The following is a 12,383-nucleotide window of genomic DNA, read 5'->3' as shown; positions in this document are numbered from 1 at the left end:
TAGAACAGATGACCCCGCATCTGTTCTCATCCATTTGTTAGAAGCCGCATTTGATTTTAATATACAGGCCTAAAAACTTGAACTCTCCTAAAAATTTCGAGCCTTTTCCAAATGTTTTGCATGCCCAAATCAAAGCTGCAGCTGTCACAATGCCTAAGATAGCGGCAAGGACATAAATCCAAAATGCATTTTTCTGTACGTTCTTAGAAGTTAGAATTCGTTGCTTCCTTTCATCATATGCCGCCAGTAGGTGAAGGACATACATGTACACGCCTACTGGAAAACGAAGGCTAAAAGGATTCAGCATCTCATCACCCCCTAATATATGTAAAATGATACCACCCCTATGCAAATAGCATAAGTTCAATTCAGATCATATTTTTAGTAGAGTTTTCATGATTTAATGCTTATAAATCATCAAGCACATCGTTTCTCCTCTGACTGAAGGATGATTTTTTACAAAAATAGGATATGACAAAGGAAGCAGAGCTAATTCGCTTGAGCTAGCTTTGCGTCTTTATTTCAACATAAAAAAAAGCGCTGCGATACGCTCTTTTCAAAAGAGCGCACGCAGCGCGTTGCTTTACATTACTTATTCAAGTTGTAGAATGTAGCAATGCCGTGGTATTGAGCTGTTTCAGCCAATTGATCTTCGATGCGAAGTAATTGGTTGTATTTCGCCACACGGTCCGTACGAGATGGAGCACCTGTTTTGATTTGTCCAGCGTTAGTTGCAACTGCAATGTCTGCAATTGTGCTGTCTTCTGTTTCACCAGAACGGTGAGAGATAACAGCTGTATAGCCTGCACGTTTCGCCATTTCGATTGCATCAAATGTTTCAGTTAATGTACCGATTTGGTTTACTTTGATGAGGATTGAGTTACCAACGCCGTTTTTGATTCCTTCAGAAAGCTTCTTCGTATTTGTTACGAACAAGTCGTCTCCTACTAGCTGAACCTTGCTACCAAGACGCTCAGTTAATAGTTTGTGACCTTCCCAGTCGTTTTCATCAAGACCGTCTTCGATTGAGATGATTGGGTATTTCGATACCATATCTTCATACCAGTCAACCATTTCAGCAGATGTTTTCACAACACCTTCACCTGATAAATGATATTTACCATCTTCTTTGTTATAGAACTCAGAAGATGCAGCATCCATCGCAAGTTTCACTTCTTCACCTGGTTTGAAACCAGCTTTTTCAATCGCTTCTACGATTGTTTGAAGTGCTTCTTCGTTAGAACCAAGGTTTGGAGCGAATCCACCTTCGTCACCTACAGCTGTGTTTAAGCCTTTTGCGCTTAATACAGATTTCAGGCTATGGAAGATTTGAGCGCCCATGCGAAGTGCTTCACGGAAGTTTGGAGCACCTACAGGCATAATCATGAATTCTTGAATGTCTACGTTGTTATCCGCATGCTCTCCGCCGTTGACGATATTCATCATCGGTACTGGAAGCGTTTTGGAGTTGAATCCACCAAGGTATTGGTAAAGTGGAATTTGTAAGAAATCAGCAGCCGCACGTGCTACAGCGATAGATACGCCAAGGATTGCGTTTGCGCCTAATTTCCCTTTGTTTTCAGTTCCGTCAAGCTCGATTAACATTTTGTCAATTGCTACTTGTTCAGTGACATCAAAGCCTAAAAGCTCTGGTGCAATGATTTCATTTACGTTGTTTACAGCTGTTAGAACACCTTTTCCAAGGTAACGGTCTTTGTCTCCGTCACGTAGTTCTACTGCTTCATATTCACCAGTAGAAGCACCACTTGGTACTAGTGCACGGCCAAAGCCGCCAGATTCTGTGTAAACTTCTACTTCAACTGTTGGGTTACCGCGAGAGTCTAATACTTCGCGTGCATATACGTCAACAATGTATGGCATCGTTATTTCTCTCCTTTTGAATCAATTTGTTATTTTTGAATCAATGATGTTCCTGTCATCTCTTTTGGTTTTTCAAGTCCAAGTAAGTCTAAAAGCGTTGGAGATAGATCAGCTAAAATGCCGCCTTCTCTAAGCGTCGCACCTTTTTTCGTTACGATGACTGGCACAGGATTCGTTGTATGTGCAGTATGCGGCTTTCCTTCTTCGGTAATGAGCACGTCTGCGTTACCGTGGTCTGCCGTGATGATGGCGTGTCCGCCTTTTGCAAGGATTGCGTCGACTACAGCTCCTAAGCACTCATCTACTGCTTCAATGGCTTTGATTGTTGGCTCAAGCATTCCTGAATGCCCCACCATATCTGGGTTAGCAAAGTTCAGAATGATCGCATCATGCTTGTCCGCATTGATGTCTGCAACAAGCGCATCCTTTACCTCATAAGCGCTCATTTCTGGCTTGAGGTCATAGGTTGCGACATCTGGTGAATTGATTAAGATGCGGTCTTCTCCAGGAAATTCTTCTTCACGTCCACCACTCATAAAGAACGTCACGTGAGGATATTTCTCTGTTTCAGCAATCCGCAGCTGCTTCAATCCATTTTGAGAAAGTACTTCTCCTACTGTGTTATCCAAATTCACTGGTTTGAAAGCCACATAGCCATCTACCGTTTCACTGAAGTGTGTGAAGCAGACGAAGTGTAAATCCTTCGGATGTGCTTCCCCGCGGTCAAACGAGCGGAAATCTTCATTTGTGAATGTGTTTGAAATTTGAATCGCACGGTCTGGACGGAAGTTATAGAAAATCACAGAGTCGCCGTCGTTTACTTTTGCAACCGGCTCACCATTTTCTCTCGTAATGACAGATGGAATAACGAACTCATCGTAGATTCCATTTTCATAGGAGTCATCAACGACATCATAGATGTTTTGATAACTTGGGCCTTCACCATACGCCATCGCGCGATATGCTTTCTCCACACGATCCCAGCGCTTGTCACGGTCCATTGAGTAATAGCGTCCAGAAAGTGTTGCAACTTCTCCGACACCGATTTCTTTGATTTGTTCTTCAAGCTGTTTTAAGTACACTTTCGCTGTCTTCTGACCAACATCACGTCCGTCTAAGAAGCCGTGAATGTATACTTTTGTTAAGCCTTCTTTTTTCGCTAGTTTCAGCAAGGCAAAAAGATGCTGGATGTGGCTGTGCACACCGCCGTCTGACAAGAGACCGAATAAATGAAGCGCCTTGTCATTTTCTTTTGCATAAGTCATTGCATCTAGGAACGTTTCGTTTTTCTCAAATTCCCCATCACGAATGGCCACATTCACTCTTGTTAAGCTTTGGTACACGATGCGTCCTGCACCGATGTTCAAATGCCCAACTTCAGAGTTCCCCATTTGACCTTCTGGGAGGCCCACTGCCTCACCTGAAGCCGTTAAGGTTTGATGCGGGAATTCGTTCCAGTAGCGGTCGAAGTTCGGTTTCTTTGCTTGGGCAACAGCGTTACCGACTGTTTCGCCTCTTAAACCGAATCCATCTAAGATGATTAATGCAGCTGGTTTCTTACTCATATTGACCTTCCTCCAATAATTGAACGAAAGACTGAGGTTCTAAGCTTGCGCCGCCTACCAAAGCACCGTCAATATCGGATTCTGCCATATATTCTTTAATATTCGCAGGTTTCACGCTTCCGCCATATTGAATGCGAAGGCTGTCTGCCGCTTCTTGACCAAATTCGCTTGCAACCGTTTGGCGAATGTGCGCACAAACATCGTTTGCATCTTTTGCTGTAGAAGATTTACCTGTACCGATCGCCCAGATTGGCTCATAGGCAATGACAGATTCAGCGACTTGCTGCTTCGTTAAACCAGCTAGTGCTTTCTTCACTTGATCAGCGACAAGTTCGTTTGTTTTGTCTGCTTCACGTTCTTCAAGCGTTTCACCTACACAGATGATTGGAACGATGCCATGCTTGAATGCAGCATGTGCTTTTTTGTTCACTGTTTCATCTGTTTCAGCGAAGAATTCGCGGCGCTCTGAATGACCGATCACTGAGTAGCCGATGCCAAGATCTTTAAGCGCAGCAGGGCTGATTTCACCAGTGAATGCACCATTTTCTTCAAAGTGCATGTTTTGCGCACCAATTTTAAGGTCTGTTCCGTTAGAAAGGCTGTTCAGCTTTTCAAGGAAAAGGGCTGGTGCACAGACAATAGATTCCACTTTGTCAGGAGATGGAATAGATGATTTGACTTCTTCAACGAAACTTACAGCTTCACCAAGTGTTTTGTTCATCTTCCAGTTCCCAGCTATAATTGGTTTTCTCATGATTGACACTTCCTTATAGCAGTTTTGGTCTTATTTATCGTTTAATGCAGTCACACCTGGAAGTTCTTTGCCTTCCATAAATTCAAGTGAAGCGCCGCCACCTGTAGAAATATGGCTCATCTGATCGGCAAGACCAAATTTCTCAACAGCTGCTGCTGAATCTCCACCACCAATGACAGAATATGTATCTTTTGCTTCTGCCAGTGCTTCTGCGATTGCTTTTGTTCCTTTAGCGAATGCATCGATTTCAAATACACCCATTGGTCCGTTCCAGACAACAAGTTTGCTGTTTTTAATGACATCAGCATACTTCTCTCTTGTCTCTGTTCCAATATCAAGTGCTTCTAGATCACTTGGAATTTCAGAGATTGGCACAATGCTTGTATTCGCATCATTTGAAAAGTCGTCGGCTACCAGAACATCTGTTGGAATCAGGAAGTTCACGCCTTTTTCTTTTGCACGGTCCATAAAGGATTTCGCTAAATCTACTTTGTCTTCTTCTAATAGAGATTTTCCTACTTCGTGGCCAAGTGCTTTGACAAATGTATAAGCAAGTCCGCCGCCGATGATCAGGTTGTCCACTTTATCAAGAAGACTTTCAATTACACCGATTTTATCCTTTACTTTTGCGCCACCGATAATCGCTGTAAATGGGCGATCAGGGTTTGAAATGGCTTTCCCTAGAACCTCAAGCTCTTTTTGCATGAGGAAGCCTGAAACAGCCGGAAGATACGCTGCAATACCAGCTGTGGATGCATGTGCACGGTGTGCAGCACCGAACGCATCATTGACATACACATCGGCTAAATCAGCAAACGCTTTTGATAATTCAGGATCGTTCTTTTCTTCACCAGGATAGAAACGAACGTTTTCAAGCACTAGCACATCTCCTTCTTTTAAGTCAGAGATTTGCTTTTTCACGTTGTCGCCGTAAGCTTCATCTGCTTTTTTCACTTCTTGTCCAAGAAGCTCTTGCAGACGTTTTGCTACAGGTGTCAGACGCAGTTCTTCAGTAACTTGACCTTTCGGACGACCCAAATGACTAGCTAGTAGTACCTTTGCGCCTTGTCCTGTTAAATACTCAATCGTTGGTAATGCTGCGCGAATACGAGTATCATCCGTCACTTTTCCGTCCTTCATTGGAACGTTAAAATCTACGCGGCAGAACACAACTTTACCTTTTACGTCAATGTCTTTTACTGATTTCTTATTCATGCTCGTCAGGAGATCCTCCTTTATTCTGGTTTCCTTACGCATTGGACAAGTCTCTCTTTATCCTTTTCCCATTTTGCCCTCATCAAAACGAGAAATCGTGCAGAACGGATAAATACAGAGAAAAAGGGAAAGGGATGCTTCCCCTTCCCTTGTCCGTCTTCATTATATCGTGTCTCTAGGAAAGAACCAAGTGAGTTCCTTCAGTGTGAGAAATTAAAGACCTTGTTTTGCAATGTAAGCTGCAAGGTCAACAACGCGGTGAGAATATCCACTCTCGTTATCGTACCAAGAAATGACTTTCACCATGCTGCCTTCCATTACCATTGTAGAAAGAGCATCGATTGTTGAAGAGTTTGCATTACCATTGTAGTCACCAGATACTAATGGCTCTTCGCTGTAGCCAAGGATTCCTTTAAGTTCTCCTTCAGCTGCTTCTTTAAGTGCTGCATTTACGTCTTCAGCTGTCACATCTTGATTTAATTCAGCAACAAGATCAACTAAAGAAACGTTAGGTGTTGGAACACGCATAGCGCCACCGTTTAATTTACCTTTAAGTTCAGGCAATACAAGTGAAACAGCTTTCGCAGCACCTGTAGAAGTTGGGATGATGTTTTCCGCAGCTGCACGAGCACGACGGTAGTCTTTGTGCGGAAGATCAAGAATTTGTTGGTCATTTGTGTATGAGTGAACAGTTGTCATCATACCGCGTTTGATACCAAATTTATCGTTAAGTACTTTTGCAAATGGAGCTAAGCAGTTTGTTGTACAAGATGCATTAGAGATGACATCGTGGCTAGCTGCATCGTATTTGTCTTCGTTTACACCCATAACGATTGTGATATCTTCTTCGTTAGCAGGAGCAGAGATGATAACTTTTTTAGCGCCAGCTTCTAAGTGTTTAGCAGCGTCTGCACGTTTTGTGAAGAATCCAGTAGATTCAACAACGATTTCTACGCCTTGTTTACCCCAGCTTAATTTCGCAGGGTCACGCTCAGCTGATACTTCGATTGTTTTACCGTTTACTACTAAGTTCGTACCGTCTACAGAAACCTCTGCATCTAGTTTTCCGTGAACAGAGTCATATTGTAAAAGGTGTGCAAGCATGTTAGCGTCTGTTAGATCGTTAACCGCTACTACCTCAACTTCAGGATTGTTTAATGCTGCACGAAATACGTTACGTCCAATACGTCCAAATCCGTTAATACCGACTTTTACTGCCATGATGTTTCCTCCTTTTATAGGTCACAATGTTTTATATTGAGGGATCGATTGACTCCCTTAATAACTCTTTTGCGGCTCCTTCGTCTGTGACGAGAACCGTTCGGCGGGGTTTTTTGAAATAAGCTTCAATGGCTCCAGCCTTTGATGATCCACCTGCAACAGCAATGATGTGTGGAATGCTTTCTAAATCATCTAGCTGCATGCCGACGGAGTGCACTTTGTGGACGACCTCGCCATCACGATTAAAGTAATAGCCAAAAGCCTCTGTCACTGCGTCATGCTCATCAATCTTTTTTAAATCTTCAGCGGGTGTGTTTCGTCTCATCGCCATTGTTTTTGCTTCACCGATTCCATGAATGAGCATCGTGGATGATTTAATCGTTTGAAGCACTTCTTTGACAGACGGCTCTTCAATAATGGAAGAGTAAGCACCTTCTGACAGCTGTCCTGGAACAAACAGCAGTTTGTAAGTACCGGAAGCTTTTTCAGCCATGTGGGCACAAATGGTGTTTGCCTGATTTTTTACATTCTCCCCAAGACCGCCTCTCGCAGGGACAAACATCATGTCTCTGTTTTTGGCATCAGGGGTCATCATTTCGGCAACAGCTTCCATCGTCGTTCCGCCAGTGACGGCGACGATATTATTTCCAGTAAACCTTTTTTTCATACACTGGACAGCAGCTCTTCCCATTTCTTGCTTCACCCACGGGGATTCATCGCTGTCACCAGAAACAATGATGACTTCTTCCAGGCCTAATTTCCTCTTTAATGTATTTTCCAAAAAGGTTAAACCTAAAACGTCCTTCATCATTCCTTCAAGCATTTCAAGCAAAGCATGACCTTCAGTCGTCAGCATCATACCGCTCGTTTTGACATCCAGCAGATTTTGTTCCTTTAAGAACTGAACTTCAGCTCTTAAAATACGTTCACTCAGACCAAGACTTGTCGCAAGACTTCTGCGACCAATTGGTTCAGCTAATCTGATGTACTGCAAAATGTCGTAGCGCTTTTGCATAACTGTGAGAAGATCTGGTAATAATTTTTTTTGAGCTTCCAATAAACGATTCATGGCTAACGACCCTTTCTTTTCACGTTGGACTAAAAACGTCCCACTGTGACAAAAAACGTCCCGCCACAGCCAAAAAAAATTAATCCCTGCTTTCTTTAATTATTTTAACAGGATAATCTTGCATTTTCAACTCTTACAAACACATTTAGACAAAAAATAGACACATTTTGACCGATAACCTGCTTGTCATCTAGCTTTCCGCTATTTTATTTTTTTCAAACTATTTATTTTCTTCTATATTGAATGCATTTGTCTTTGAAAAGGTGCAGGCGGTCAAAAGCCGCCTGCTTATGTTTTCGGTATCGTTTCTTTCTCTTCATTAAATCGTTTCGCATCTTCCTTCGGTTTAATCTTGAGGTAGTAAATGATGTAGCAGGCGGCCATAAATGGAACTCCGCAATAAAGACCAATCCGCTGATCCTCAATAAAGAATAAACTGATAAGAACAATGCCAAATGCGATAAAGCCTGCTAATGGCACAAATGGATAAAAAGGCGTTCGGAAGACAAGATTCTTTACATCTCCGCCCTCTTTTATGAATTGTCTCCTAAAGAAGTATTGGGATAAACAAATAGACATCCAAACAACGACAAGCACCATACCCGAAATGGATATGAGCCAGACATATACCGTTTTTGGTGCTACAACACTCGTGAGCAGTGATAGAGCGGATACACCCATTGTCACCAATAAGGCATTGATCGGGATTTTACGTTTGGATAATTTTTTCGTGAAAACAGGTCCTTTCCCGTCTTTTGAAAGCGCCCATAGCATACGTGATGATGCATATAATCCAGAGTTCGCTACAGATAAGACGGCTGTAATGATGATAAAATTCATGATATCTGCGGCGTATGGTATGCCGACCTTGTCCAATACCACAACAAACGGACTATCCACTGCGCCGGCGGTCTGCCATGGAAGAAGGGCTGCAAGAACCGCAATCGATAAAACAAAAAAGACCATCGTCCGCCAAATAATATTCCGAATAGAACGCGGGAGTGTTTTTTCCGGACTTTCACTTTCACCTGCTGCAATCCCTACAAGCTCTGTTCCTTGAAAGGAGAAATTGACTGTGACCATGGTTAATAAAATCGCAAAAACACCATTAGGAAAAAGTCCACCATGATCCGTCAAATGACGAAATAGTGGGGCAGGTTCCCCGCCTTTTAAGTGAATCATTCCGAAAATTGCGCCAATTCCAATGATAATAAACAATAAGATCGCAGCAACCTTGATGGCTGAAAACCAGAACTCTGTTTCAGCGAAACTGCGTGCCGAGATGGCATTGATGGAAAATAAGATGACGCTAAAGGCAAGACACCAAAGCCAAACAGGGATATCTGGGAACCACCTTTGGAGTAGAATACCTGCTGATGTAAACTCAAGTCCAATTGTACATGCCCAGCTAAACCAATAAAGCCAGCCGATCATAAAGCCTGTGGACGGACCTATATATTTGGTTGCATACTCCTGAAAGGAACCAGCTGTCGGCATCGCCACTGCTAATTCACCAAGACAGAGCATCACCAAATACATGAGCAATCCGCCAATGATAAACGAAAGAATGGCTCCCCCTGGGCCTGCCTGATGAATAATGAGTCCTGACCCAAGGAAAAGGCCTGTTCCGATGACCCCACCTAAGGCAATCATAAAGAGATGTCTGCTTTTCATGGAACGCTCTAATTCATTATGCTGTTCTGGCTTCAAATCCGCTTCCCCACTTTCACTCTTCTATTCATCAACCTTTGACAAAATTCGCCGTTCATTGAAAGAGAAAGGGAGAATTTGAAGTCTTCTCCCTTGATCATTTATGCTTGAAATAACGCTTCGATATGAGCGATTGCCCAATCCAAGTCTTCTTTTGAAATGGTAAGCGGCGGTGCAAATCGAATCACTGTCTCATGGGTTTCTTTGCATAACAGCCCCTCTTGCTTGAGCTTCTCACAATAAGGTCTAGCTGCCTCAGTCAGTTCCATCCCAATAAATAGTCCACGCCCGCGGACTTCCTTAATGACAGGACTTTGAATGCGTGACAGTTTGTCTTTGAAATATTGCCCTAGCTCCAATGAGCGCTCGGCAAGCTTCTCGTCGATTAAAACATCTAGTGCAGCTAGCGATACTGCGCACGCAAGAGGATTCCCGCCAAAGGTAGACCCGTGAGATCCTGGGTTAAACACACCTAAAATATCACGATTTGCTACAACACATGAGATCGGGAATACCCCGCCGCCAAGTGCTTTACCAAGAATCAGCATATCCGGCTCAATGCCTTCCCAGTCGCATGCAAACATCTTGCCAGTCCGCGCTAATCCCACTTGAATTTCATCTGCGATCAATAACACATGTTCCTTCTCACAGATCGCTTTTGCCTCTTTTATAAAGCCCTCAGGCGGCATGACAATGCCCGCTTCTCCTTGAATCGGTTCAAAGAGAAAAGCTGCTGTTTGCGGAGTGATCGCTTTGCGTAACGCCTCAATATCTCCATAAGGGATGAGCTTTATGCCCGGAAGCATCGGACCGAAACCTCTTTGATATTCTGCTTCCGAAGAAAGTGACACAGCCGTCATTGTACGACCATGAAAATTCCCGGTACATGCAATGATTTCTGCCCGATTCTCTTCGATACCCTTGACATCATAGCCCCATCGTCTCGCTGCCTTTATCGCCGTTTCCACAGCCTCTGCTCCTGTATTCATCGGCAATGCCATCTCTTTATTCGTTAATTTGCAAATCTTCTCATACCAAGGACCAAGCTGATCATTATGGAAGGCCCTTGATGTGAGTGTCACGCGGTCAGCTTGTGTTTTAAGCGCTTCTATAATGCGGGGATGGCGATGTCCTTGGTTGACTGCAGAATATGCACTGAGCATATCCATGTAGCGGTTGCCCTCAGGATCAGTCACCCACACTCCCTCAGCCTCTGAAATCACAATTGGCAACGGATGATAGTTCGCCGCACCGTATTGTTCTGTTTGATGAATCAATGCTTTTGTCTGTGTCATCGTGTATTCCTCCTTCTATAAGCTTGCCTCTTTTGATTGGGTTCATCTTCACTCTTATGTTATGCAAGGATCATGCCAACTTAGTGATCGCTCTGTGCCTAGGATTGTTCTCACCTTTAACGCAGAAATATTTTGCATATGCAAATTTTTTTAGAGGAAACCGCAAAATTTTTCATGTAAAATAGAGGTAATGTCTGGAGGTGGCGCAAGTGAAAAAAGATCAGCATACCGCAAAGCTTGAAAATGAGATTGATCTATATAAACAAATGCTCGATTTAATTGATGTTGGGGTTCACGCCATTGACGAAAATGGCAATACCATTGTTTATAATAAAAAAATGATGGAGATCGAATCTTTAAAACGTTCTGATGTCCTTTATAAAAATGTCTTAGACCTCTTTGTGTTTCAGGATGAGATGCACAGTACACTTGTCCAAGCGCTGCGAACCGGGAAACAGACGGTTCATGCAAAGCAGACGTATCACAACTACAATGGTAAAGAAATCACAACGATTAACCATACATACCCGCTCGTACGAGACGGTCTGATTCAAGGAGCGGTTGAAATTTCGAATGATGTCACGAAACTGGAACGGCTCATTCATCACAATATGAAGAAAAAAGGAAACACACGCTTTACATTTGATTCAATCATTGGGGAAAATCCTGCCTTTTTAGAAGTGATTGAACATGCGAAACGAGCCACACGTACCTCTTCTTATGTGCTGATTGTTGGTGAGACAGGCACGGGGAAAGAGCTATTTGCACAAAGCATTCATAATGGCAGCAGCCGTTCATCTGGACCATTTATTACGCAGAATTGTGCAGCACTGCCTGATAACCTCATTGAAAGTCTGCTTTTTGGAACACAAAAAGGGGCTTTTACAGGGGCAACAGATCAGCCCGGTCTATTCGAACAAGCACAAGGAGGTACACTGCTTTTAGATGAGATCAACTCATTACACCCAGCTCTTCAAGCAAAACTATTGCGCGTCTTGCAGGAGAAACGTGTGAGAAGGTTAGGTAGTACAAAGGAAATCGCCATTGATGTGAGAGTGATTGCTAATATGAATGAGGACCCTGTAGATGCGATCGCAGGTGGACGGATGCGAAAGGATTTATTTTACCGGCTTGGCATTGTCACCTTGTTTATCCCGCCACTCTCTGAGCGAAAAGAAGACATCCCCACATTTGTCATGCATTTTATTCAAAAATATAATGAACTGTTTCAAATGAATGTGAAGGCGGCTGATGAAGAGGTACTTGCCCTGTTCCAAACGTATCATTGGCCGGGCAATGTAAGAGAACTGGAGCATGTGATTGAAGCCGGAATGAATATGATGATGGACGAAACATACTTAAGCATGCATCACCTTCCTTACCATTTCCGTTTCAAGCAAGGAGAAGGACGTCCTAGTGAACACATGCAGATGAGTCCGCTTAATCTAGCAGCTGCAGCTGATACGTTTGTCTACACGAGCTCAGATCATACAACTGATTTCCAAACCCAAATGGAACGATTTGAAAAACAATACATCGTCCATTACTTAAATAAAATGGACGACAATATTTCACAGACTGCAAAGATATTGGGCATGAGCAGGCAAAGTCTGCAATATCGAATGAAAAAGCTGCATATTTCTCTTCAATAATAGAGCTGTGCCGTTATGCGG

The 12,383-nt window shown here is 43.1% G+C and carries 10 protein-coding genes; 1 reads left to right on the top strand and 9 read right to left on the bottom strand.

Annotated features, from left to right (window positions below; genetic code table 11):
• Window positions 1–37: 37 nt before the first annotated feature.
• From EBQ12_RS07850 to EBQ12_RS07810, 9 genes are all read right to left on the bottom strand, one after another.
• Window positions 38–307: a hypothetical protein gene (locus EBQ12_RS07850; protein WP_008347702.1), complete on the bottom strand. Its 270-nt coding sequence runs from the start codon at window positions 305–307 to the stop codon at window positions 38–40.
• 281 nt (window positions 308–588) lie between these two features.
• Window positions 589–1,881: a phosphopyruvate hydratase gene (gene eno, locus EBQ12_RS07845; protein WP_003212752.1), complete on the bottom strand. Its 1,293-nt coding sequence runs from the start codon at window positions 1,879–1,881 to the stop codon at window positions 589–591.
• Between the two features lie 29 nt (window positions 1,882–1,910).
• The gene (gene gpmI, locus EBQ12_RS07840) at window positions 1,911–3,446 is read right to left on the bottom strand and encodes a 2,3-bisphosphoglycerate-independent phosphoglycerate mutase (protein WP_017359214.1); all 1,536 of its coding nucleotides are present in this window, start codon (window positions 3,444–3,446) and stop codon (window positions 1,911–1,913) included.
• Window positions 3,439–4,200, bottom strand: a complete 762-nt coding sequence (gene tpiA / locus EBQ12_RS07835; protein ID WP_060832658.1) for a triose-phosphate isomerase — start codon at window positions 4,198–4,200, stop codon at window positions 3,439–3,441. The genes gpmI and tpiA overlap by 8 nt, the downstream gene beginning before the upstream one ends.
• Window positions 4,201–4,230: 30 nt before the next feature.
• Complete coding sequence (locus EBQ12_RS07830) at window positions 4,231–5,415, bottom strand: phosphoglycerate kinase (RefSeq protein WP_017359212.1); 1,185 nt, start codon at window positions 5,413–5,415, stop codon at window positions 4,231–4,233.
• Window positions 5,416–5,628: 213 nt separating this feature from the next.
• The gene (gene gap, locus EBQ12_RS07825) at window positions 5,629–6,636 is read right to left on the bottom strand and encodes a type I glyceraldehyde-3-phosphate dehydrogenase (RefSeq protein WP_007500174.1); all 1,008 of its coding nucleotides are present in this window, start codon (window positions 6,634–6,636) and stop codon (window positions 5,629–5,631) included.
• A 31-nt stretch (window positions 6,637–6,667) separates the two neighbouring features.
• Entirely contained in the window at window positions 6,668–7,705 is a 1,038-nt protein-coding gene (locus EBQ12_RS07820; protein ID WP_008347711.1) for a sugar-binding transcriptional regulator, read from the bottom strand.
• Window positions 7,706–7,993: 288 nt separating this feature from the next.
• Window positions 7,994–9,379 (bottom strand): amino acid permease, encoded by a 1,386-nt coding sequence (locus EBQ12_RS07815; RefSeq protein WP_051632367.1) that lies wholly within the window; start codon window positions 9,377–9,379, stop codon window positions 7,994–7,996.
• A gap of 137 nt (window positions 9,380–9,516) precedes the next feature.
• Window positions 9,517–10,710, bottom strand: a complete 1,194-nt coding sequence (locus EBQ12_RS07810; protein WP_125589634.1) for an ornithine--oxo-acid transaminase — start codon at window positions 10,708–10,710, stop codon at window positions 9,517–9,519.
• 209 nt (window positions 10,711–10,919) lie between these two features.
• On the opposite strand from EBQ12_RS07810, the gene EBQ12_RS07805 reads away from it, so the two are divergent.
• On the top strand, window positions 10,920–12,362 hold the full coding sequence (locus EBQ12_RS07805) for a sigma-54 interaction domain-containing protein (RefSeq protein WP_125589632.1): 1,443 nt from the start codon (window positions 10,920–10,922) through the stop codon (window positions 12,360–12,362).
• Window positions 12,363–12,383 lie beyond the last annotated feature (21 nt).

The organism is Bacillus sp. 2B09, from assembly GCF_003946835.1.
In the GTDB taxonomy this organism is placed as follows: Bacteria; Bacillota; Bacilli; order Bacillales; family Bacillaceae; genus Bacillus; species Bacillus altitudinis.
Note: the sequence above shows the minus strand (reverse complement) of the source record. Positions and strands in the feature narration are given on the sequence as shown.

What these genes read in the sequence shown, in the direction of transcription:
- EBQ12_RS07850 (WP_008347702.1), bottom strand. Translation starts at nt 307, where the DNA reads ATGCTGAATCCTTTTAGCCTTCGTTTTCCAGTAGGCGTGTACATGTAT.
- eno (WP_003212752.1), bottom strand. Translation starts at nt 1,881, where the DNA reads ATGCCATACATTGTTGACGTATATGCACGCGAAGTATTAGACTCTCGC.
- gpmI (WP_017359214.1), bottom strand. Translation starts at nt 3,446, where the DNA reads ATGAGTAAGAAACCAGCTGCATTAATCATCTTAGATGGATTCGGTTTA.
- tpiA (WP_060832658.1), bottom strand. Translation starts at nt 4,200, where the DNA reads ATGAGAAAACCAATTATAGCTGGGAACTGGAAGATGAACAAAACACTT.
- EBQ12_RS07830 (WP_017359212.1), bottom strand. Translation starts at nt 5,415, where the DNA reads ATGAATAAGAAATCAGTAAAAGACATTGACGTAAAAGGTAAAGTTGTG.
- gap (WP_007500174.1), bottom strand. Translation starts at nt 6,636, where the DNA reads ATGGCAGTAAAAGTCGGTATTAACGGATTTGGACGTATTGGACGTAAC.
- EBQ12_RS07820 (WP_008347711.1), bottom strand. Translation starts at nt 7,705, where the DNA reads ATGAATCGTTTATTGGAAGCTCAAAAAAAATTATTACCAGATCTTCTC.
- EBQ12_RS07815 (WP_051632367.1), bottom strand. Translation starts at nt 9,379, where the DNA reads ATGAAAAGCAGACATCTCTTTATGATTGCCTTAGGTGGGGTCATCGGA.
- EBQ12_RS07810 (WP_125589634.1), bottom strand. Translation starts at nt 10,710, where the DNA reads ATGACACAGACAAAAGCATTGATTCATCAAACAGAACAATACGGTGCG.